Source organism: Nostocoides sp. (assembly GCF_037045025.1).
Taxonomy (GTDB): Bacteria; Actinomycetota; Actinomycetes; order Actinomycetales; family Dermatophilaceae; genus Nostocoides_A.
In genome coordinates this window covers 280180-301605 of record NZ_JBAOHM010000011.1, presented here as the reverse complement: position 1 = coordinate 301605, position 21426 = coordinate 280180, and the positions used below count along the sequence as shown (strand labels likewise).

Annotated in this window: 20 protein-coding genes; 6 read left to right on the top strand and 14 right to left on the bottom strand. The window is 68.7% G+C overall.

What is annotated here, in order from left to right; translation table 11 throughout:
* Window positions 1-3: 3 nt before the first annotated feature.
* The 5 genes from nuoH to V9G19_RS12495 all read right to left on the bottom strand — a co-directional run bounded on the left by nuoH (window position 4) and on the right by V9G19_RS12495 (window position 3995).
* Complete coding sequence (gene nuoH, locus V9G19_RS12515; RefSeq protein ID WP_462285747.1) at window positions 4-957, bottom strand: NADH-quinone oxidoreductase subunit NuoH; 954 nt, start codon at window positions 955-957, stop codon at window positions 4-6.
* A complete protein-coding gene (locus tag V9G19_RS12510) occupies window positions 954-1466 on the bottom strand; it encodes an NADH-quinone oxidoreductase subunit C (RefSeq protein WP_462285746.1) in 513 nt (170 codons plus the stop codon). The genes nuoH and V9G19_RS12510 overlap by 4 nt, the downstream gene beginning before the upstream one ends.
* Before the next feature lie 59 nt (window positions 1467-1525).
* Window positions 1526-2863: a hypothetical protein gene (locus tag V9G19_RS12505; RefSeq protein ID WP_462285745.1), complete on the bottom strand. Its 1338-nt coding sequence runs from the start codon at window positions 2861-2863 to the stop codon at window positions 1526-1528.
* 187 nt (window positions 2864-3050) lie between these two features.
* Window positions 3051-3620, bottom strand: a complete 570-nt coding sequence (locus tag V9G19_RS12500) for an NADH-quinone oxidoreductase subunit B (protein ID WP_462285744.1) — start codon at window positions 3618-3620, stop codon at window positions 3051-3053.
* Window positions 3621-3638: 18 nt separating this feature from the next.
* Window positions 3639-3995, bottom strand: a complete 357-nt coding sequence (locus tag V9G19_RS12495) for an NADH-quinone oxidoreductase subunit A (protein WP_462285743.1) — start codon at window positions 3993-3995, stop codon at window positions 3639-3641.
* Between the two features lie 107 nt (window positions 3996-4102).
* Between V9G19_RS12495 and V9G19_RS12490 the strand changes: the two genes are divergently transcribed.
* The 4 genes from V9G19_RS12490 to V9G19_RS12475 all read left to right on the top strand — a co-directional run bounded on the left by V9G19_RS12490 (window position 4103) and on the right by V9G19_RS12475 (window position 9645).
* Entirely contained in the window at window positions 4103-5974 is a 1872-nt protein-coding gene (locus tag V9G19_RS12490; protein ID WP_462285742.1) for a 2-oxoacid:acceptor oxidoreductase subunit alpha, read from the top strand.
* A 175-nt stretch (window positions 5975-6149) separates the two neighbouring features.
* A complete protein-coding gene (locus V9G19_RS12485; protein ID WP_462285741.1) occupies window positions 6150-6698 on the top strand; it encodes a GNAT family N-acetyltransferase in 549 nt (182 codons plus the stop codon).
* Entirely contained in the window at window positions 6695-9082 is a 2388-nt protein-coding gene (locus tag V9G19_RS12480) for a BTAD domain-containing putative transcriptional regulator (protein ID WP_462285740.1), read from the top strand. Before V9G19_RS12485 ends, V9G19_RS12480 begins: the two co-directional genes overlap by 4 nt.
* A complete protein-coding gene (locus V9G19_RS12475; protein ID WP_462285739.1) occupies window positions 9046-9645 on the top strand; it encodes a hypothetical protein in 600 nt (199 codons plus the stop codon). Before V9G19_RS12480 ends, V9G19_RS12475 begins: the two co-directional genes overlap by 37 nt.
* Here V9G19_RS12475 and V9G19_RS12470 read toward each other — a convergent pair.
* Window positions 9623-10306: a hypothetical protein gene (locus V9G19_RS12470; protein WP_462285738.1), complete on the bottom strand. Its 684-nt coding sequence runs from the start codon at window positions 10304-10306 to the stop codon at window positions 9623-9625. The genes V9G19_RS12475 and V9G19_RS12470 overlap by 23 nt on opposite strands.
* A 182-nt stretch (window positions 10307-10488) precedes the next feature.
* Between V9G19_RS12470 and V9G19_RS12465 the strand changes: the two genes are divergently transcribed.
* Together V9G19_RS12465 and rarD are read left to right on the top strand one after the other, a co-directional pair.
* Complete coding sequence (locus V9G19_RS12465) at window positions 10489-11619, top strand: 2-oxoacid:ferredoxin oxidoreductase subunit beta (RefSeq protein WP_462285737.1); 1131 nt, start codon at window positions 10489-10491, stop codon at window positions 11617-11619.
* Complete coding sequence (rarD, locus tag V9G19_RS12460) at window positions 11616-12554, top strand: EamA family transporter RarD (RefSeq protein ID WP_462285736.1); 939 nt, start codon at window positions 11616-11618, stop codon at window positions 12552-12554. Before V9G19_RS12465 ends, rarD begins: the two co-directional genes overlap by 4 nt.
* Here rarD and V9G19_RS12455 read toward each other — a convergent pair.
* The 8 genes from V9G19_RS12455 to V9G19_RS12420 are packed head-to-tail and all read right to left on the bottom strand — an operon-like array spanning window position 12551 to window position 21425.
* Window positions 12551-13495, bottom strand: a complete 945-nt coding sequence (locus V9G19_RS12455; protein ID WP_462285735.1) for a cation diffusion facilitator family transporter — start codon at window positions 13493-13495, stop codon at window positions 12551-12553. The two genes, rarD and V9G19_RS12455, sit on opposite strands and share 4 nt — an antisense overlap.
* A gap of 27 nt (window positions 13496-13522) precedes the next feature.
* A complete protein-coding gene (locus tag V9G19_RS12450) occupies window positions 13523-14263 on the bottom strand; it encodes a polysaccharide deacetylase family protein (RefSeq protein WP_462285734.1) in 741 nt (246 codons plus the stop codon).
* Window positions 14264-14303: 40 nt separating this feature from the next.
* On the bottom strand, window positions 14304-15305 hold the full coding sequence (locus tag V9G19_RS12445; protein WP_462285733.1) for a polyprenyl synthetase family protein: 1002 nt from the start codon (window positions 15303-15305) through the stop codon (window positions 14304-14306).
* Between the two features lie 5 nt (window positions 15306-15310).
* On the bottom strand, window positions 15311-16882 hold the full coding sequence (gene nuoN, locus V9G19_RS12440) for an NADH-quinone oxidoreductase subunit NuoN (RefSeq protein ID WP_462285732.1): 1572 nt from the start codon (window positions 16880-16882) through the stop codon (window positions 15311-15313).
* On the bottom strand, window positions 16879-18411 hold the full coding sequence (locus V9G19_RS12435; protein WP_462285731.1) for an NADH-quinone oxidoreductase subunit M: 1533 nt from the start codon (window positions 18409-18411) through the stop codon (window positions 16879-16881). Before V9G19_RS12435 ends, nuoN begins: the two co-directional genes overlap by 4 nt.
* Window positions 18411-20345: an NADH-quinone oxidoreductase subunit L gene (gene nuoL / locus V9G19_RS12430; RefSeq protein WP_462285730.1), complete on the bottom strand. Its 1935-nt coding sequence runs from the start codon at window positions 20343-20345 to the stop codon at window positions 18411-18413. Before nuoL ends, V9G19_RS12435 begins: the two co-directional genes overlap by 1 nt.
* A gap of 16 nt (window positions 20346-20361) precedes the next feature.
* Window positions 20362-20661: an NADH-quinone oxidoreductase subunit NuoK gene (nuoK, locus tag V9G19_RS12425; RefSeq protein ID WP_462285729.1), complete on the bottom strand. Its 300-nt coding sequence runs from the start codon at window positions 20659-20661 to the stop codon at window positions 20362-20364.
* Window positions 20658-21425, bottom strand: coding sequence for an NADH-quinone oxidoreductase subunit J (locus V9G19_RS12420; RefSeq protein WP_462285728.1), 768 nt, complete (start codon window positions 21423-21425; stop codon window positions 20658-20660). The genes nuoK and V9G19_RS12420 overlap by 4 nt, the downstream gene beginning before the upstream one ends.
* Between the last annotated feature and the right edge of the window lies 1 nt (window position 21426).

Sequence of the window (21426 nt, the reverse complement as noted above, 5' to 3'; positions counted from 1 at the left end):
CGGTCACCCGAGGACGATCACGAGCGCGGTCAGCGCCAGCTGCGCCAAGGCGAGTGGGATCAGGGCCAGCCAGGCGAAGCGCTGCAGCTGGTCCTCCCGCAGCCGGGGCCAGGAGACGCGGATCCAGATCATCAGCACGGCAACCGCGAACCCCTTGAGCAGCGTCCAGGCCCAGCCGGCGATGTCGTCGAACGGTCCGCGCCAGCCGCCGAGATAGAGCGTCGAGAACAGCAGCGACATCACGACGATGCCGCCATACTCGGCGAGCAGGAAGAGCGCGAACCGCAGCCCGGTGTACTCGGTGTAGACGCCGAAGACGATCTCGCTGTCGGCGATCGGCATATCGAACGGCGGGCGCTGCAACTCGGCGACCGCGGCGGTGAGGAAGACGAGGCCGCCCGGCAGCTGCCAGAGCAGCCACCACGGCTGCCACGCCTGCACGATCGCGCCGAGGCTGAGCGTCCCGGCGGCCAACGCGACCGAGGCGACCGCGATCACCATCGGCAGCTCGTAGGCCAGCAGCTGCGCGGCCGACCGCATCGCCCCCAACAGGGCGTACTTGTTGGCGCTGGCCCAGCCGGCCACGAGCGTGCCGAGGATGCCGACGCTGGTAACTGCGAGGACGAAAAGGACCCCGCCGGGCAGGTCGGCGACGGCGAAGCCGGGATGCACCGGGATCGCGGCGAGCGCGACCAGATATGGGATGAGCGCCAGCGCGGGCGCGAGCTTGAAGACCCGCCGGTCGGCAGCGGCCGGGACGATATCCTCCTTCTGCACGAACTTGGCCCCGTCGGCGACCAGCTGCGCCCAGCCGTGGTAAGCCCCGGCATACATCGGCCCGAGGCGGCCTTGCATGTGCGCCATCACCTTGTGCTCGGTCTGCCCGACGAGCAGCGGCAGGACAAGAAAAGCCGCGAGCACTCCGGCGGCGCGGATGCCGATCTCCAGCCAGGTCATCGTGGCCCCCACTCCGGGGCCGGAACGCCGGGAGGCATCATCTTGCGTCGCCCGGGCCCCCCGCCGTGCGGCTGGCCCGGTTCCTTGGCTCCCGGCCAGTCCTTGGACACCCGGGCGGTCAGCACGAAGTCCTTGCGCAGCGGGTGCCCTTCGAAGCCGTCCGGAAGCAGCAGCGGCCGGATCCCGAGGCCGCTGCCGTCGTTGAAGCCGGCGACGTCGACGCCGAACATCTCGAAAGTTTCCCGCTCATGCCAGGCCGCCCCGGGAAAGATCGCGGTGATGCTCGCCAGCGGCTGACCCGCGGGGAGCCGCATCGAGAGCAGCAGCCCGCGCAGCGCCCCCGGGCTGCGGTCATCGAGCAGACGCAGCACGATGTCGACGCCGGGCGGGTCCCCGTCGGCCTGGTCGACCGCGGTCAGCCAGTCGAAGAAGTCGAACCCCTCCGCTCGCGCCGCCGCAGCCGCTTGCGCCCACTGCTGCGGCGTGACCTCGCGCCGCTCGTCGCCCACGCGAGGCAGCCTAGTCACCCTTGACGCTCGGCGCTCGTCCCGGACACGAGCCGAACGGCTCAGGCCGGCGAAACCTCGAGGACCTCCAGCTGCGCCTTCAGCTCGACCGAGGACTGGCTGGTCGTTGTGGTGCTGATGGCCGTGGACGAGGTCGCCGGAGCGAACCGGCGAACGCTGCGCGTGCCGCCCCAGTCGATGGTCGCCGTCTCCGTGGTCGGGGTCAGGTTCAGCCGCTTCTTGGGGTCCCAGACGGCGGCCTGGCTACGCCAGAGAAAGAACAGATAGCGCCCGTCGGGGCGAGCCACCAAGGCGGTGCGCAGGTCGGCGGGACCGCCGCGGAAGGTGAAGCTCAACGGGGTGCCCGCCCGGCCGCCGGTGCGGTATTGCCGGGTCATGATCGTGTTGAGGTTGGCAAACGAGGTGTAGGCCGGCTTGCGCGACCCGTCGACCCGCAGCAGGCCAAAGTTGGACTCGCGGTCGTTCTTGTCCGGGTCGTTGCTGTCCGTGAGCTTGTAGATCGCCAACTTGGGCACGTCGCGGATGAAGTACTCAAGGAGCAGCCGGGGCGCGTAAAGGCCGGCGACGGCCTCGGGGGTGTAGTAGTGCGGGCCGCGCCAGTTGACGGCGTTGTGCCAGCCGGTCTCGGTGACATACATCGGCTTGCTGCCGCACACGATCCGCTGGCGCGCGATCATGTCGTCGGTCCGGTAGCCGGGAACATAGCCACCGGTGTAGAGGTGGAAGTTGCCGTAGTCCATGATGCTGCTGCGGTTGCCGAACTCCTCATAGCCCTGACGCATCCCGAGGGCGGGGCCGAGCACGGGGATCCCGCGTGTGACCGCATTGCCCTTGGCGGCATTCCACAGCCGGGTCTGGTGGTTGACCAGTTCGGGCAGCCAGTCGGACCCGCCGTTGAGGTTCCACTCGTTGGCGCCTTCGAGGCTGTTCATGTAGGGCGCGAGCGACTCGGCGACGCGAGCAACCAGCTGCTCCGGCGTGCCACCGTCGCCATCCGGGTTGCCCATCAGACCGTTGACCTTGATGCCGTTGGCGGCCAGCTTGGCGAACCACGTCGGCTGGCTGCGGTAGCCCAGGTGGACCTTGGTCCGCACCCAGGTGGCGCCGATGCCGCGCAGCGCCGCGAGGTTGGAGTCCTGGTTGCCGGACCCGGAGATGCAAACGCCGAGTGTGCGCGTGAGGTCGGTCAGGGTGCGGCCGGTGGATCGGTACTGCTTGCCGACCTCCAGCGGCCGCATTGCACCCGCCATCGCGGGCAGGGCAAGACCGCCCAAGCCGGCGAGCGTGGCACGACGGCTGACACCTGCGGGCAGCAGCGAGGGAGCGGAGTCATTAGCGAAACCGAGCAGCGGGTCGCCAAGGGTCTGTGAACCGGACATGCGGGGGACCTTCCGGAAAGCCGGTCGACGCTCGGGGGTGCCTCGACCTGGTAAAGGCGTCGGAAACAGAACGGGGGTAAGCACCGACGCCGGGAGAAGGAAAACGCATGATCACACCCCCTGTCAACCGCAACGCAGGCGCCGTCATCAATTCGTTCACAGGACGAGACAGGTGATTCGGCTGGAATCACTCCGGCGACGGCTGCAGCGGCCGGGTGAGTTCCCCAGCACCCGGGGGGCGGCCGATCCGATAACGCCGCAGGTCAGCGGCGTTGAGTCGCTCGCCGGCGATCCGCTCCTGGAGTTTGAGTATGCCGTGCAACAACGCCTCGGGACGGGGCGGACAGCCGGGAACGTAAACATCGACCGGGATGATCGTGTCGACCCCCTTGGTCACGCTGTAAGAATCCCAGTAGGGGCCGCCGGAGTTGGCGCAGGCGCCGAATGAAATGACGTATTTGGGTTCCGGCATCTGGTCATAGAGTCGCCGGACTGCCGGCGCCATCTTGTCGGTGACGGTGCCGCTGACAATCATCAGGTCCGCCTGTCGGGGACCGGGCGCCAGCGGGATCACTCCCAGTCGCATGAAGTCGTGGCGCGCCATCGACGCGGAAATGAACTCGATCGCGCAGCAGGCCAACCCAAAGTTGAAGACCCACAGGCTGTAGCGGCGGCCCCAGTTGAGGACGACCCGCATCGGCTTTGGCGCATGCGCCGCCACCGGCCCGAGTGTCGGGGTCGGCAGGTCGATTGCCATGCCCCATACCCTAGGGCGTCAGACCCAGGCAAGCAGCCCCCGACGGGCGGCATGGGCAAGGCCGATCAGGACGATCCCGACGAAGACGCCCACCTCGATCAGGCTCGCCGCCCCCAGGTCGGTGCGCACCACAAGCGCCCAGGGGAAAAGATAAACGGCGTCGACCGCAAAGACGACATAGAGGAAGGCATAGCCGAGGTAGCGCACCTGGGTCTGGGCCCAGTCCCGGCCGACCGGGTCGACACCGGATTCGTAGGTGGTGGCCTTCATCGGCGTGGGCGCCCGGGGCGCGAGCAGCGAGCGGGCCGCCGCCGCGGCGATCACGAGCAACAGGCCGGCCAGCACGACGGCCGCGACCACGACATACGGACGCACAGGGCACACGCTAACGGTTTCGAATAGCGACCGCAGCTCTGCGGGCAGCCAAGGCGTGCCTAACATTGGGCGATGCCCGGCACCCCACGGGCTGGAGGGTTGACCCGATGACCGTTGACAACACCGCCCGCACCCGTCTTGACCGTGTCGTCATCCGCTTCGCGGGAGATTCGGGCGACGGTATGCAGCTGACCGGCGACCGGTTCACCGCCGAGACCGCAGGACTCGGCAACGACCTCGCGACCTTGCCGAACTTCCCCGCCGAGATCCGGGCCCCTCAGGGCACCCTCCCCGGCGTGTCGTCCTTCCAACTCCACTTCGCCGATCACGACGTCCTGACCCCCGGAGACGCTCCCGATGTGCTGGTGGCCATGAACCCGGCGGCGCTGAAGGCCAACCTGGCCGATCTCCCTCGCGGGGCAACGATCATCGTCGACGCCGACGAGTTCTCCAAGCGCAATCTGAGCAAGGTCGAGTATGCCGCCTCGCCCCTCGACGACGGCAGCCTGGACAGCTGGAACCTCCACCCGGTCCCGCTCACATCGATCACCGTCGAGGCCCTGGCGCCGTTCACCAGCTTGACCCGCAAGGACAAGGAACGCGCGAAGAATATGTTCGCCCTCGGCCTGTTGTCCTGGATGTACGGCCGGCCGATGACCGGCACACAAGCGTTCCTGCAATCGAAGTTCGGCGCCAAACCGGACATCCTCGCGGCCAATCTCGCCGCCTTGGAGGCCGGCTGGAACTACGGCGAGACGACCGAAAGCTTCGCCACGGCATACGAAGTGGCCCCGGCACCGATGCGGACGGGCCGGTATCGCAATGTCACCGGCAACACCGCCTTGGCCTATGGCCTGGTCGCCGCCGCGCACCGGGCCGGCCTGCAACTGGTGCTCGGCTCCTATCCGATCACCCCCGCCAGCGACATCCTGCACACGCTCTCCGCGCTCAAACGGTTCGGCGTGATGACCCTGCAGGCCGAGGACGAGATCGCCGGCGTGGGCATCGCGCTCGGCGCGAGTTTTGGCGGCGCGCTCGGCGTCACCTCGACCTCGGGTCCCGGCCTGGCGTTGAAGTCGGAGACGATCGGTCTGGCGGTCAGCCTCGAGCTGCCGCTGGTCGTCGTCGACGTCCAACGTGGCGGACCCTCGACCGGGCTGCCGACCAAGACCGAGCAGGCCGACCTGTTGCAGGCGATGTTCGGCCGCAATGGTGAAGCGCCCGTGCCCGTGATCGCCCCTCAATCACCGGCGGACTGCTTCGACATCGCGTTCGAGGCCGTCCGGATCGCGACGACCTACCGCACTCCGGTCGTCCTGCTCTCGGACGGCTACCTCGCCAACGGCAGCGAACCCTGGCGACTGCCGAGCCCCGGCGAACTCCCCGAAATCACCGTCGACTTCGCGACCGCGCCCAATGGCGTCGACGGCTCCGGCACCCCGGTCTTCCATCCCTATGCCCGCGACCCGCAGACCCTGGCCCGCGCCTGGGCGATCCCTGGGACCCCAGGCTTGGAGCACCGCATCGGCGGCATCGAGAAGGCCGACGTCACGGGAAATATCAACTATGACCCGGACAACCACGAGCGGATGACGCAGCTGCGGGCCGCCAAGGTCGCCGGAATCGCCGCGAGCATCCCGCCGCTCACCGTGGACGACCAGAGCGGGCAGGCCGAGATCCTCGTCCTCGGGTGGGGCTCGACCTTTGGCCCGATCGCCGCCGCGGCTCGCGCCGCCCGCGCCCGCGGTGTGCCGGTTGCCACCGCTCACCTGCGCCACCTCAACCCCTTCCCCGCCAACACCGGCGAGGTCGTCCGCGGCTATCGTCGCGTCCTCATCCCCGAGATGAACGTCGGCCAACTGGCCCTGCTGGTGCGGGCGGCCTATCTCGTCGACGCCATCTCGTATGCCCGTGTCCGCGGCCTGCCGTTCACCACCAGCGAGTTGGTTGACGAGATCACCCGCATCAGCGGCTCCTAGCGCCGACATCGTCACCGACATTCTCGGCGTCGCCAACGGGCCCTAACCACGGGGGCTGTCGGCACGGGTTCTCCGCACGTGGCGCGCGGCGGTCTCGGGTCGGGCGCTGACAGGAGCGTGACAGGCGCCCTGGCCACAGTGGCTCGATCGAGTTCACGAGCCAAGGGAGCCAACCATGAACAGTTCGACGTCTGCCGTCACCGCACCGGTGCGAGTCCACGCCCTCGCCGGCGGCGAGATCGCGCTGGTCCGGCAGGTGTTTGACAGCCTCTCCGACCGCTCCCGGTGGCGACGTTTCCACACCGGCGTCCCTCGCCTTCCCGCAAGCTATCTCAGCCAACTCGCCAACGTGGTGCCCGGTGAGCGCGTCGTCCTCCTCGCGATGGCCGGGGCCCGTCCCCTCGGGCACGGGGAATGGACGCGAGATCGCGGGCAGCGGCATACGGCGGAGATTGCCCTCACCGTCGTCGACGACCTGCACGGGCAGGGCATCGGCCTGATGCTTGCCGATGCGCTCGCCAGCGCCGCCAGTCATGCGGGGGTGCATCGCTTCGCCTGCCACACGCTGCCCAGCAATGACCCGGTGCGCCGGTGGCTGGCTCGCTGCGATGCCGTGGCCGACCCCGGGGACGACACCCGGTTCACCTTCGCGGTCGCCGACTTGCGAGCAGCGATCCGGGCGCACACCGGCAGCCTCGGATATGGCGAAACCGCCTGCGCGTGAGCACGGTCCGTGCTTTCATGGCGCGGGTGGACTTCCAGGTCTTGGGCGCCCTGCAGGCCGGCCCCAACCCCAACGCCGTGCGCGGCCAGCGCGCCCGCGACGTGTTGGCGCTGCTGGTCCTGCGCCGCGGGCGGCCGCTGTCACCGGAGCTGATTCTCGACGCCGTCTGGGCGGATGATGCTCACCGCCTCGATGCGTCGGTCGTCCACACCGTCATCGCCCGGCTGCGCCGAGCCCTCGGCCACGCCTCGATCACCCGGCACGACCAGGGGTATCACCTCGCCCGCGATATCCGGGTGGACGCCGATGAGTTCACTCGGCTCGTCACTGCGGCCCAGGCCATGGTCCCTGAGCGCCACGGCGAGATCGTCGAGCTGCTTCGGCGCGCCCTCGCGCTGTGGACCGGGCCCGAGGCGTATGCCGGGGTCAGCGACGCGCTCGTGGCGACCGATCGTCCCCGGTTGCACGAGCTGCGTGACACCGCCACCGAGCAGCTGGCCGAGCGCCTGCTGGCCGCCGGATCACCAGCGCGGTGCGCCGACGCCATCCTGCTGGCGGGCGACCTCGTCGGCCGGGAACCGCTGCGCGAGCGTGCCCACGAACTGCTCATGGAGGCCCTCTATCGCACCGGCCGGCAAGGCGAGGCGCTCGCTGTCTACGACGCCCTTCGCCGGGCGTTGCGCGACGAGCTCGGGATCGACCCGAGCCCGGCGACGGCGGACCTGCACGCGCGGATTCTCGCGCAGGACATCGCGCCGGCGCCCCGACTGCCGCCACGGCCAGCCCGCGGGATCGCCCCCCGCCCGCGAACGGTGACCGTCGGCCGGGACGCCGAGTTGCAGGCCCTGGCCGACGAAGTGACCTCCGGGCGACCCCTGATCACGATCGTCGGGCCGGGCGGGGTGGGCAAGAGCCGGCTGCTCGCCGAGTTCGCCGCCCGGCGCCCGCCCCAGCCGGCGATGGTGTATGCCGAGCTGCCGGCGACGGCGGACGCCACCGTGGCGGAGGTGGCCGAAACGATCGCCCGCGCCGCCGGTTTGACCCTCGCGCCGGGTGATCCGCTCGACGCCGTGGTCGCGGGCCTCGGAACCACCGATCGCCTCTTGCTGCTCGACGAGGCGGAGTGGGCACTCGCCGCGACCGTCGAGGTGGTGTCCGCCATCCTCGCGCGGTGCGCCGGGACCCGGATCGTCGTCACCTCGCGGACACCCTTGGATCTGGTAGGCGAACGGCGGATTCTGTTGCGGCCGTTGGCGGCCCCCGCGCCGGGATCGACGCTGGCGCAGACGCGAGCCGCGCCCGCGGTCGCGCTGCTGCTCGATCGGCTCGGTGACCACGCACCCGACCTGGAGCTGTCGCCCGTTGACGTGGGCAGGGTCGGCGAGATCACCCGCCGAGTGGACGGATTGCCGCTCGCGCTGGAGATCGTCGCCGGCCAGGCGGCGACGATGTCGGTGGCCGATTTGCTCGCTCTCGGCGACGCGCCGCTCGACCTCGAGTCCGCCGAGCGTGACCGCGGGCAGCGCCAGCGGACCTTGCGCGAGACGTTGACGTGGAGCATCGAGCGGCTCACGCCGGCGGCGAGGACCGTGTTGTGCCAGCTCGGGGTCTTCGCCGGCTCCTTCGACATGGCCGCCGCGGAGGCCATCGTCGGCCGGGTGCCGCCCGGCGCGGACGGCGCCACCGTCGATGTGCCGGCCGTCGTGCGCACCCTCATCCGGGAGGCGCAGCTGCAGATCGATCGAGGCGATGGGACGGTCCGGATCCGGATGCTGCGCAGCGTGCAGACGCTGGCCCGAGAACGCCTATCCGAGAGCGGCGGCGACGCTGCGGTGCGCCAGCGCCACCGCCGCTGGTATGCCGCGCGCTGGCGTGACCGTCCGCTTACCGATGCGCTCGTCCTCGACGTGTCGGCGTCCTATGGCGACTACCTGGCGGCGCTGAACAGCGCGCTCGCCGAGGCTGACCGTGAGACGCTCGGTGATCTCGCGATCGTGTTGTCCCGCTATTGGTTTTTGTCGAGACCGGCAACGAGGGGTTGCGCCTGGTCCGGGCTGCCCTGGCCGCAGGCGTCCTCGACGAGCGGCACACGGCCATCCTCGAACTCTTCGAGGCGGCCCTGCTCCCGCAAGACCAGGGCGCGGCCCAGCGCGCCCGACTCGACCGGCTCGTTGCTCCGCTCGCCGGCGAGGGGGACTGGCTGGCGCGGCTGCACATCCTGCGGTCGGTCGGGCGCTATGTGCATGGTGACTTCGCGGGGGCGCTGGCCTGCACGCAGGCGGCCGTGGCCGTTGCCCGCGCGAGCGCTGAGCACCACCTGCCCGAAGCCCTCGGGGCGGAGGCCGTCATGCTGGCCGCCCTGGAGCGTCCCGCGGAGGCGGTGACCGCGAGTGAGCGGGCGTGGCGGTTGATCGCGGCCGACCCTAGCGCCGTCGATCTCGCCCAGGTCGTGCCCAAAGTCGCTCTGGCGCTCATCGATTCGGATCGTCCGGGCGAGGCGCTGACGATCCTCGACCGAGCGCTGGCCAGCGTGGGCGACCGGCTCGGCCTCGCACCGACCTCGCTGTTCACCGTCAACGCGGGGTGGGCCGCACTCGGCTGCGATCAACCGGCTGCGGCGCTCGCGCGATTCGCCCAATCGCTGGACGGTGTGATCGGCGGCGGGGATCTCGTCGTCACCGGCGAAATGCTCGCCGGGGCAGGCGCGGCCATGGCCGGGCTGGACGCTCCGGGCGCGGCGGAGGTCCTCGCCTTGGCGGATGAGCGGCTGCGCGCCGCCGGCGTCGTGCTTTCCCCCTGGCAGCAGCGGGTCGTCGAACGCCACCGCGTGGCGCTCACCACCGCCGGTCCGCTGCTCGCCACGCTCGACTTCACCCGCTGCGCCGGTTTGGTCCGCGCCGCGGCGGACCAACCAGCGGCGGAGGTCAACGGCCGGCGCGGGTCCTGACCGGACCGAGATTCGCGCTGTCCACGGCGAGTTGGCCCCGCTTGCCCGGCTCGACATAGAAGCCCACGCCAACCTGACCCGACCGCGCTAGATCATCGTGGCCGGACCAGATGGCTTTGCCGTTGACCGAGAACGCGAAGTAGGAGCCCACGGCTTCGACCCGAGCAGTGCGATAGCCGCTGCCGGTGCCGATCTCTTCGACCGGGGTGTAGTCCATCAGCTCACGCCGTTGCCCGCGGCCATCGAAGGCGACGATGAGGGCCTCACCCCGGTTGGTGTAGCAGAAGTAGTAACCGGGCAGCCACAGATCGTTGACGACCCGCGTGGCGTTGGCGCGCACAATCAGGCAGTTCGGGGCGCTGCCATCGCTATTGCCCGTGCGGTTCATCCGGACCTCGTAGTCGAATTCGCCGTAGCTGCCCGCGTGCGCGACGGAACTCAACCTGCCTGCGGCGCCGACGGCGGCGAGGTTGCCGTCGCGCACGCGCCAGTGCCCGAGCACATTGCGCCAGCCGGGGGCATCGAAGTTGAACGCATCGCGGAAGTAGGCGCCGTGCGCGGCGGTGCTAGCGCCTGGTGCCGGGCCGTCCGCGGCGGCAATCCCGCCCGCCGCCACGGTGGCGAGGGCGGCCACGGCGCCCGTGAACGCTGGTCTGAACATCTGATTCCTCCCAAGGGTGTCCGTGCCGGCCTTGTGGCCGGGCACTCATACCTCATCGGGCGGCGCTGTCGCCGATCTGTCGCCAGTCCGTCGGCCCACACCCCGAAACAAGCGCTTTGGTCGACCCAAACGCGCATACGATGGTCGATGGCCCGTGATCCGGACCGCCAAAGGAGATGAAGATGCCCGCGTCATCCATGCCCGCCGCCTTGGGGGAGACGCTCGGAGCCACCGATCTCGGTATGCCGAGCCGGCGCGGCGATGACCTGGTGCCCCGACTGGCCCCGGATGCCCCCGCCGCTGGTCGCAAGGACTACACCTCCGACCAGGAGGTGCGCTGGTGCCCGGGGTGCGGTGACTACATCATCCTCAACACCGTCCAGGCCTTCCTGCCCGAGCTTGGGCTGCGCCGCGAGAACATCGTGTTCATCTCCGGGATCGGCTGTTCCTCACGCTTCCCCTATTACCTCGACACCTATGGCCTGCACTCGATCCACGGCCGGGCGCCGGCGATCGCGACCGGCCTGGCCACGGCCCGGCCGGATCTGTCCGTCTGGGTGGTCACCGGTGACGGCGATGCGCTCTCGATCGGCGGCAATCACCTCATCCACGCCTTGCGCCGCAATGTCAACCTCACGATCTTGTTGTTCAACAACCGGATCTACGGGCTGACCAAGGGTCAGTATTCGCCGACGTCCGAGCAGGGCAAGATCACCAAGTCGACGCCTGCCGGCTCGGTCGATCACCCGTTCAACCCGGTGAGCCTGGCCCTCGGCGCGGAGGCAACCTTTGTGGCCCGCAGCCTGGACAACGACCGCAAACATCTCGCCGAGATCCTGCGCGCTGCCGCGGCGCACCGGGGCGCGGCGCTGGTCGAGATCTATCAGAACTGCCCGATCTTCAACGACGGCGCGTTCGATGCCATCAAGGATCGCGACCAACAGCAGGCCCGGCTGGTCCATCTCGCCACCGGAGAGGCGGTCCGCGTCGGCCGCGCCGACGAGCGCCAGGTCCTCGTTCGGGCTGGGTCCGCCGGGATGCGGTTCGTGCCCGAGGCCGAAGCCGACCCGGAGGCGATCGTCGTGCACGACGCGACGGCGGCCGACCCCAGCCAGCAGTTCGCGCTCAGCCGATTGGACACCGGAAACCTGACCCACGTGCCGATGGGGATTTTCCGCCAGGTCGAGCGCCCGACCTATGACGACGAGGTCCGCTGGCAGATCGATGCCGCAGTCAGCACCGCCACCCGCCCGGCGTCGGACGCCGACCTCCACGCTCTGCTGGCCGGCAGGGACACCTGGACGGTGGAGTGAGCCAACGAGACACCGCGGGCGAGCACAGTCGAGGCACGGCATACGCCTTCTTGGCGTATGGCCTGTGGGGTCTCTTCCCGCTCTACTTCCACGGGCTCAAACCCGCCGGGGAATGGGAGATCCTCGCCCACCGGATTCTGTGGACGCTGGCGGCCTGCCTGCTTGTTCTGGTCATCCGGCGCGACTGGCGCTGGTTGCGCGAGCTGGCCAGGCAGCCCAAGGTGGCCGGCGCGCTCGCCCTCGCCGCTCTCCTCATCGCCGTCAACTGGGTGATCTATGTCTTCGCGGTGCTGACCGGTCGGACGTATGAGGCAGCCCTCGGCTACTTCCTCAACCCGCTGGTGACCGTCGCGCTGGGGGTGCTCGTGCTGCGCGAGCGGCTGCGCCCGCTGCAGTGGCTCGCCGTTGCCGTGGGCGCCATCGCCGCCGTCGATCTGACCGTTGCCGGGGGCCCCTTCCCCTGGATCTCGCTGACGTTGGCGTTCTCCTTCGGCCTGTATGGGCTACTGAAGAACCGCATCGGGGTCAGCGTCGCGCCGCTGCACTCCCTGGCCGCCGAAACGCTCGTCCTGGCGCTGCCCGCGGTGGGGATCGTTTTGATCGTCGGAGCGCGCGCAGAGACGACCTTCGGGCAGGGCGCGGAACACACGCTGCTGCTTGCCCTGGCTGGGATCATCACCGCGGTTCCGCTGCTGCTTTTCGCTGCTGCCGCGCGCCGGGTGCCGCTCGTGACGATCGGGCTGATCCAGTTCATCACTCCCGTGATGCAGCTGCTCGTCGGCGTGTGGTGGCTCGGCGAGCAGGTGAGCACGGCGTTGTGGATCGGCTTCGGGATCGTCTGGATCGCCCTCGTGCTGCTCAGCAGCGATTCCCTGCTGGCCGCGCGGCGCGGGCGACGGTCGCTGGCGGCCGCCGAGCCGGGCCTGGAGGCCTAGGCGGAGGGCATCCCTGGGCCAGCAACGTCGCTCGGGATGTCCCCGGACTCGTAGGCCCGGGGGTCCTCCCGCGGCTCGAGGTGGATATTGATCTCGAGCTGCGGATGCCCGGATCGCAGCGCTTCCTCGATGTCTTCGAGCAGGTCGTGGCCCTGCTGGACGCTCCAGGCGCCCGGGACGAGCACGTGCAGCGAGCCGAAGACGTGGTGTCCGGCTTCGCGGGTGCGCAGCCCGTGGTAGGAGACCTCGTCGGTGGTGAAGCGGTCGAGGACCGCGCGAACCTCGGCCTCACGCTCGGCGTCCAGCGCCTTGTCCATCAGGCCGTCGACGGATTGCCTGATCAGGTGCCACCCCGTCCAGATAATGTTGCAACCAACCGCGAAGGCGACGATCGGATCCAGCCGTTCCCACCCCGAGAGCGCGACGAGCAAGACGCCGGCGACGACACCGACCGAGGTCCACACATCGGTGAGCAAATGCTTGCCGTCGGCGATCAGCGTGATCGAGTTGTGTGTCCGGCCGGCCCGGAGCAACACCAGCGCCACGACACCGTTGAGCACCGAGGCGGCGACCGAAATCCCCAAACCGACCCCGACGTTCTCCAGCGGAGCCGGGTTGAGGAATCGTTCCACCGAGGTCAACAGGATGAAGATCGCCGCGAGGAAGATCATCAGCCCTTCGACGACCGCCGAGAAGTACTCGGCCTTGGCGTGGCCGAAGTGGTGGTCCGAATCGGGGGGACGGGCGGCGACGTGCAGCGCGAGCAGCGCCACAAACGCCGCCACGAGGTTGACGATCGACTCGGCCGCGTCCGAGAGCAGCCCGACCGACCCGGTGAGCAGGTAGGCCCCGAACTTCAGGGCGATGGTCGCGACCGCGGCGGCGATGGAGAGCCAGGCATAACGCGTGAGGTTTCCCCGGGGTGCGACCACGGCTTTCATTATGCGCTGTCCGGGGCGCTGCCACCGTCACAGGGTGACGAACCGGAAGCGGGTTCGCTGCAGCCCGTCGATGAGACGCGGAAGGGCAGCCACGGTTCGCGAGCGGTCCACACGTTGCGGGTTGGGGCCGTCCACGCGACCGCCGTCGTGGCAAAGAATGATGGCGCCCGGCCGGGTCTGGGCCACGACCGCGTCGGCCGCGGCCGCCGGGCCGAGGGAGGTATGTGCCTCCAGGCAATCGGTCCAGTAATAGGCAGTCTTGTGCTGCGCGCTGGCCGTGTCGGCGACAGTCCGGCTGGTCCACCCGTGGGGCGGGCGAAAGAGCGGATTTGGCGTCACCCCGAGCCGGCCCAGGGTGTGGTCGGCACCGCGGATCTGCCTGGCGACGTCGGCCCTCGGCAGCTGGTCGAGCCAGATGTGGTCTTGGGTGTGATTGCCGATGTGGTGGCCTCCCTGGGCGATCGCCTCGATCAGCTCGGGATAGCGCGCCGCGTTGCTGCCGATGACAAAGAAGGTGGCCGGCACCCCGGCCGCAGCCAGCGCTGCCAAGATCGCCGGGGTGTAGTCCGGGTCCGGTCCGTCGTCGAAGGTGAGCGCGAGCCGACGCGAGCTGCCGTGCAACTGGAAGACCGCGTGCGGATCGACCCGTCGGCGCGCTGCCATGGTCGTCGTGTGCTCCGGCCGGCGGGCTACCGCTTGCGTCACGATCGCGCCGGAGAGCACACCGGCCACTCCCCCACCGAGCAGGACCCGCCTCGTCAGCACCACCTGATCCCCCCTTCCCCGGCAGCATACTCCGTATAGGGCGTCAGGCGTCGCGCCGAACCACCCGCAGCGCGAGGCTCTGCAGCGCCGCCTTGACCTCGCCGTCGGGCAGCGGGTCCAGCGCCGCCTGGGCGGCGCTCGCCATTGCGAGGGTCTCCTTCTGGGCACGCCCCATCGCTGCGTGCCCGCGGAGCAGGGCGAGCGATTCGTTCACCTCGTCCTCGGTGGGCGTGGGTTTGCGAAGCAGCTCATGCAGCCGGGCATCTGCCGGATCGGTCGACTCGAGCGCATAGATGATCGGCAGCGTGCGTTTGCCCTCCCGGATGTCGGTTCCGGGAGCTTTCCCGAGGACATCGACGGTGGAGGTGATATCGATCAGGTCGTCGGCCAGCTGGAAGGCGATACCGACCCGCTCGCCGAACTCGGTGACGATCCCCGTGGTCTTCGGGGAGCAGCCGGCGAGCATCGCGCCGTAGCGAGCAGCAGTGGCGATCAGCACTCCCGTCTTGTCGGCGAGGACCCCAAGATAGTAGGCGTGCGGATCGACGTCGACGGGGCACGGCCGGTCGTCGCGGATCTGGCCGGAGCACAACCGGATGAAGGTCTGCGCCTGGATCTTCACCGCTTCCGGGCCGAGGTCGGCGATGATGTCGGACGCCGTGCCGAACAAGAGGTCCCCAACCAGGATTGCCGTGGAGTTGTCATACTTGGCATTGGCGCTCGGCGCGCCCCGACGGGTCACGGCCTCGTCCATGACGTCGTCGTGATAGAGCGAGGCCAAATGCGTCAGCTCCACCCCCGCCGCCGCCGCGATGACCCCCGGCGAGATCCCGTCGCCCAGCTCGGCGGCCAGCATGGTCAGCAGCGGCCGGAAGCGTTTGCCGCCGGCGTGCAGCAGGTGGGCGTTGGCTTCGGCGATGAACGGATCGTCGTGGTCGACGCGCGTGTTCAGCAGCGCTTCGACATCCTTGAGCCCGGCATCCAGGCGCGCCAGCAGACCAGGAGAAACTCCCGGCAGCGAGGGGACGGTGGCGCGGCTCGGCATCAAGGTCAGCGCAGGAACTGGCTGGCCTGCCCGGCCAGGTCGAGCACCGGCCCGGGCATCACCCCGAGACCGATCGTGGCGATCACCGCCGCCGCCAAGGCGATGGTGGCCAGCACCGACGGAGTGAGAGCGACGACGTCGCCGCTGCCTTCGGTGAAGTACATGAGCACGATGATCCGGACATAGACGAATGCCGTGATCGCGCTGCATAACACGCCAATCACCACCAACAGCACCGCGCCGCGCCCGCCGGTTGCCACCGCCGGGGCGAAGGCCGCGAACTTGGCCGTAAAGCCGGAGGTGAGCGGGATCCCCGCGAAGGTCAACAACAACAGCCCGAAGACCCCGGCGATCACCGGGTGGGAGCGTCCCAGGCCGGCCCACTGCGTCAGCCCGGTGGCCTCGCCGCCGCCGTCGCGCTGCCGCACCAAGGCCACTACTCCGAAGGCGGCAATCGTCGCCAGGCCGTAGGCGAGCGTGTAGAACATCACGCCGGAGACCCCGGCCTTGTCGAAGGCGAGCACGCCGGTGAGGATGAAGCCGGCGTGGGCGATCGAGGAGTAGGCCAGCAGCCGCTTGATGTCGGTTTGGGTGACCGACAGGATCGAGCCGATGACCATCGTCAGCGCGGCCACCGCCATGACCCCGATCCGCCAATCCCACCGGTTCGCGGCGATCCCGACATAGACCAGGCGCAGGATGGCGCCGAAGGCGGCCAGCTTGGTGCAGGCCGCCATGAACCCGGTCACCGGAGTGGGCGCGCCCTGGTAGACATCCGGGGTCCAGGCATGGAAGGGCACGGCACCGATCTTGAACAGCAGCCCGACCAGGACGAAGACGACCCCGGGCAACAACAGGCCGTTGTAAGTGACGGCGCCGGCGCTGATCGCCTCGGAGATCGCGCCGAAGCCGACCGAGCCCGCGTAGCCGTAGAGCAGGGCAGAGCCGAAGAGGAAGAAGGCGCTGGAGAACGAGCCGAGCAGGAAGTACTTCAGCGCCGCCTCCTGCGACAGCAGCCGCTTGCGGCGAGCCAGCCCGGTGAGAATGTAAAGCGGTAACGAGAGAACTTCCAGGGCAACGAACATCGTCAGCAGGTCGCCGGCGGCCGGGAAGATCATCATTCCCGCAATCGAGAATAGGGCAAGCGGGAAGACCTCGCCGGTCCCCCACCCCGCCTCGGTGGCGGTCGCTTCCAGTCTCGAGCCGGGCACCGCGGCACCCATGGGAGTGAACGCGTCGGCGCCGGTGCTGGAGAACTTCTCGGCCATCAGCAGGACGGCAAGCAGCGACAAGACGAGCACCGAGCCCATCATGAACAGCGCCGGCCCGTCGATGACGATGGCGCCGCCCAGGGTGATGCCCTCGTCGTGCCGGGACTTGAGCACGAGAACGACCAGGGCGCCGATCAGCGTGACGACGGTGACGACGACTTGGAGGGTATGCCGCACCGGGCGCGGCGCGAACGCCTCAATGAGCACGCCGACCAGCGCCCCGCCGAACACGACGAGGATCGGCATGATCGCCCAGTAGTTGACCGCGACGGCCTGGAACTGGGCGGGGACGGCGAGACTGGTCACTTTTGGCTCCCGGAGGTCGAGGCGATCGCGGGCGCCGGATCGGAGACCCCGGCGATGCTAAGGACGCGCTGCATGGCCGGGTTGACGACGTCGAGTAGGGGCTTGGGATAGACGCCGAGCACGATGAAGGCGGCGAGCAGCGGCGCCACGACGACCTTCTCCCGCAGCGTCATATCGCGCACCGGCCCGGATAGCTCAGGGGCGGGTCCGGTCATCGCGCGCTTATAGAGCCACAAGATGTAGAGCGCCGCGAGGACGAGCGCGATCGTGGCGATCGCCGCGGCTCCCTTGTAGCGCGCGAAGGTCCCCATCAGCACGAGGAACTCCGAGACGAAGGACCCCAGCCCGGGCAGGGACATGCTGGACAGGCCGGAGATGAGGAAGACCCCGGCAATCACCGGTGTGACCCGCTGCCACCCGCCGAAGTCGGAGATCCGGGTGCTGCCGCGGCGTCGGATCAGCATCGCGGCGACGAGGAAGAGCCCGGCCGTGGTGAAGCCGTGGTTGATCATGTAGGTCGCCGAACCGGCGCCCGCGGGCGTGGTCATCGCGAAGATCCCGAGCACGATCAGGCCGAAGTGGCTGATCGAGGTGTAGGCGATCAGGCGGAGCAGGTCGTTCTGGGCGATCGCACACAGCGCCCCATAGATGATCGAGACGACCGCGAGCGCGATGACGACGGGCGTTGCCCACTTGCTGGCCTCAGGGAAGAACTGCAGGCAGAAGCGGATCATGCCGTAGGTGCCGACCTTGTCCAGGACACCGACGAGCAGGGTGGCCGTGGCGGGCTTGGCCGCCGCGGCCGCATCGGGAAGCCAAGGGTGCACCGGCCACATCGGCGCCTTGACGGCGAAGGCGATGAAGAACCCGACCCACAACCACTTCTCGGTGGTCGGGTTGATGGTCAGCCCGGTGAGGTTGTCGACGAGGAAGCCCTGGGAGCCGCCCGGGCCATGCACATAGAGGCCGATCACGGCGGCGAGCATGACCAGCCCGCCCGCCAGGGAGAAGAGGAGGAATTTCACCGCGGCATACTGGCGGCCGGGACCGCCATAGGACCCGATCAGGAAGTAGACCGGGATGAGCATCGCCTCGAAGAAGACGTAGAACAGGAAGACGTCGGTCGCGGCGAAGACCCCCACCATGAACGCCAGCAAGGACAAGGTGAGCGCGAAGTAGTTCTTCTCTCGCGCCCCGCCTTCGGGGATGTCGTGCCAGCCGGCGAGAATGCAGATCGGCACCAGCACCGCCGACATCACGATGAGCGACAGCGCGATCCCGTCGACGCCGAGGGCATAGGAGACCCCGAAGCTCGGGATCCACTCATGGACCTCGGTGAGCTGGAACTGCTCGAGCGAGTTGGCTTGGAACTGCGTCACGGCCCCGATCGCCACGGCGAGGGTCGCGAGCGAAAAGAACAGCGCGACACCCTTGGCCTTGTCGGCCATGGCTGCGGGCAAGGCCGCCACGAGCAGTGACCCGACGAGCGGGAGCACCAGCAAGACGGTCAGCCAGGGGAAGGTCTCCATCAGTTGATCACCCACAGTGCACCGAAGACGGCGACGACACCGGCGAGCATCGTCAAGGCGTAGGAGCGCGCGAAGCCGTTCTGCAGCGTCCGCAATCGGTCGGAGGTTGCGGCGGTCAGCTTCGCCAAGCCGGTGAAGCCGCCGTCGACCCCGTGGTTATCGCTCCAGATGACCGATCGGGCCAGGCTGATCCCCGGCCACATGAACACGGCCTCGTTGATGTCGTCCTGATACAAGTCCTTGCGCGCGGCCCGGGTCAGCGCGTTGCCGGCCGGGGCGTACTGGGGAACATCGTCGCGGGCATAGCGCAGCCACGCCAGGCCCGCCCCCGCGGCGACGAGGATCAACGTCAACGCGATGAGGACCATCGGGTCGAGCACCGGTTCGCCGTGTTCGTGATGACCGGTGACCGGTTCGAGCCAGGTGCTGAAGATGCCGGTCGGGCCGAGGATGGCACCGAGCGCGGCCGACCCGAGCGCGAGCACCATCATCGGGATCGTCATCGTCAGCGGGGACTCGTGCGGATGCTGGTGCTCGGTCCAACGCTCCTTGCCGTGGAAGGTCATGAAGAACAACCGGGACATGTAGAAGGCGGTGATCCCCGCGCCGATGAGCGCCGCAAGGCCGAAGACCCACGGTCGCCAGCCCTCACCGATGAAGGCGGACTCGATGATCTTGTCCTTGGACCAAAAGCCGGAGAACGGCGGCACCCCGAGGATCGCCAACCAGCCGAGGCCGAAGGTGATCCAGGTGATCTTCAGGTATTTGGCGAGGTCGCCGAAGCGGCGCATGTCGACCTGGTCGTTCATCCCGTGCATGACCGATCCCGCGCCGAGGAACATGCCGGCCTTGAAGAAGCCGTGGGTGAGCAGGTGGAAGATCGCGAACGCGTAGCCGACCGGCCCGAGCCCGGCGGCCAGCATCATGTAGCCGATCTGCGACATCGTCGATGCAGCGAGCGCCTTCTTGATGTCGTCCTTGGCGCAGCCGACGATCGCGCCGTAAAGCAGGGTGATGGCGCCGACGATCGCGACGGCAAGCTGGGCATTGGGTGCCGCTTCGAAGATGTGGTGGCTGCGGACGACGAGGTAGACGCCCGCGGTAACCATGGTTGCCGCGTGGATGAGCGCCGAGACCGGTGTCGGGCCGGCCATGGCGTCGCCGAGCCAGCTTTGCAAGGGAAACTGAGCGGATTTGCCGCAGGCCCCGACGAGCAAGAGCAAGCCGATCGCGGTCAACGCCGCCGTGCTGGCATGCTCGACGCCCGCGTCGACGCTGGCGAAGTCGACCGCACCGAACGTCGCGAACATCAGCGCGATCGCCAGCGACAGGCCCATGTCACCGACCCGGTTGACGACGAACGCCTTGTTTGCGGCGGTCGCGTATGCCGGGTTGTGGTTCCAGAAGCCGATCAGCAGGTAGGAGGCCAGGCCCACACCCTCCCAGCCAACGAACAGCAGCAAGTAAGAGTCGGCGAGGACGAGCAGCAGCATCGCGGCGACGAAGAAGTTGAGGTAGGCGAAGAAGCGCCGCCTGTCGGGGTCGTGGCTCATGTAGCCGAGCGAGTAGACGTGGATCAGCGACCCGACAAAGGTGATCACCAGGACGAAGCTGAGCGAGAGCGGATCGAGCAGGATCCCGGCATTGAGGTTGAAGCTGCCGGCGGTGATCCAGGTGAACAACTGCTGATGCGAGGCCCGGCCCTCGGGGTCGGCGCCAAGCGTTTGGATCAGGGCCACAACGCCAAGGCCGAAACTGGCCCAAGACAGCCCCGTCGCCAAACCGGGACCGAAGCTGTTGGTGATCCGGCCGCCGAGGAGCAGCACGGCAGCCCCGGCGAGGGGCAGCCCGATGAGCAGCCAGCCCGCAAGCGTCACCGGGCCGGCGTCAACCGCGGCGGTGGCCTGCGTGATCTGGAGGGCGAGGGAAGACATCGTGTCTTGACTCCTTCTACAGCTTCAGCAGGTTGGCGTCATCGACCGAGGCCGAACGGCGGGCACGGAAGATCGCCATGATGATCGCGAGACCGACGACGACCTCGGCGGCAGCCACCACCATGACGAACAAGGCGATCGCTGAGCCCTCGAGGGACTCGTGCATCCGCCCGAAGGTGACGAACGCAAGGTTGGCCGCATTGAGCATCAGCTCGATGCCCATGAAGACCATGATCGCGTTGCGACGCATGAGCACCGTCGCACCGCCCAGGGCGAAGAGGATGATCGCCAGATAGATGTAGTTCATCAGGTTCATCGCGTCCGGCCCTCCTCGATCTCGTGCTGCAGGTTCTGCTCGGCGGTGGTGAAGCGGCCCGGGCCCTCGATCTGATCGCGTTCGACGAGCGTGCGGGAGACCGACAACGCGCTCGGGCTTCCGTCCGGCAACAGCGCCGGCGTGTCGACGGCGTTGTGCCGCGCATACACGCCGGGAGCGGGATACCCGGCGACGAATCGATTGGCCCGCACGCGCTCCTGGGACAGCTCCCGCTGACTCGGCCGAACGCCCATCCGCTCACGGTGAGCGAGCACCATGGCACCGAGCGCCGCGGTGATCAGCAAGGCGCTGGTGATCTCGAAGACCCACACGTATTTGCCGAAGATGACATTGGCCATCGCCGTGACATTGCCGTCGGCATTGGCCGCGGTCAGCGTCGGCGTGCCGTCGACCGTGATCCGGCCGATGGCGCCGACGAGCATGACGGCCAGCCCGAGGCTCAGCAGGGCCGCCATCCACCGCTGGCCCTTGATGGTCTCGATAAGCGAATCGGAGGAGTCGACGCCGACGAACATGAGCACGAAGAGGAAGAGCATCATCACGGCGCCGGAGTAGACGAAGATCTGCACGACGCCGAGGAAGGGTGCCCCGTGCTCGATGTAGAAAATGCCGAGGATGAGCATCACCACAGCCATGCCCATGGCCGCATACACGGTCTTGCGGGCAAAGAGCAGCGTCACTGCCCCGAGCACCGCGACCGTGCCCAGGATCCAAAAGGCTACTGCCTCACCGGTGCCGGTCATG

Bases quoted from the DNA above. Each gene is read 5' to 3' on its own strand.
- nuoH (WP_462285747.1), bottom strand. From the start codon at position 957: ATGACCTGGCTGGAGATCGGCATCCGCGCCGCCGGAGTGCTCGCGGCT.
- V9G19_RS12505 (WP_462285745.1), bottom strand. From the start codon at position 2,863: ATGTCCGGTTCACAGACCCTTGGCGACCCGCTGCTCGGTTTCGCTAAT.
- V9G19_RS12500 (WP_462285744.1), bottom strand. From the start codon at position 3,620: ATGGCAATCGACCTGCCGACCCCGACACTCGGGCCGGTGGCGGCGCAT.
- V9G19_RS12490 (WP_462285742.1), top strand. From the start codon at position 4,103: ATGACCGTTGACAACACCGCCCGCACCCGTCTTGACCGTGTCGTCATC.
- V9G19_RS12485 (WP_462285741.1), top strand. From the start codon at position 6,150: ATGAACAGTTCGACGTCTGCCGTCACCGCACCGGTGCGAGTCCACGCC.
- V9G19_RS12475 (WP_462285739.1), top strand. From the start codon at position 9,046: ATGCTGGCCGCCCTGGAGCGTCCCGCGGAGGCGGTGACCGCGAGTGAG.
- V9G19_RS12470 (WP_462285738.1), bottom strand. From the start codon at position 10,306: ATGTTCAGACCAGCGTTCACGGGCGCCGTGGCCGCCCTCGCCACCGTG.
- V9G19_RS12465 (WP_462285737.1), top strand. From the start codon at position 10,489: ATGCCCGCGTCATCCATGCCCGCCGCCTTGGGGGAGACGCTCGGAGCC.
- V9G19_RS12455 (WP_462285735.1), bottom strand. From the start codon at position 13,495: ATGAAAGCCGTGGTCGCACCCCGGGGAAACCTCACGCGTTATGCCTGG.
- V9G19_RS12445 (WP_462285733.1), bottom strand. From the start codon at position 15,305: ATGCCGAGCCGCGCCACCGTCCCCTCGCTGCCGGGAGTTTCTCCTGGT.
- V9G19_RS12435 (WP_462285731.1), bottom strand. From the start codon at position 18,411: ATGGAGACCTTCCCCTGGCTGACCGTCTTGCTGGTGCTCCCGCTCGTC.
- nuoL (WP_462285730.1), bottom strand. From the start codon at position 20,345: ATGTCTTCCCTCGCCCTCCAGATCACGCAGGCCACCGCCGCGGTTGAC.
- nuoK (WP_462285729.1), bottom strand. From the start codon at position 20,661: ATGAACCTGATGAACTACATCTATCTGGCGATCATCCTCTTCGCCCTG.
- V9G19_RS12420 (WP_462285728.1), bottom strand. From the start codon at position 21,425: ATGACCGGCACCGGTGAGGCAGTAGCCTTTTGGATCCTGGGCACGGTC.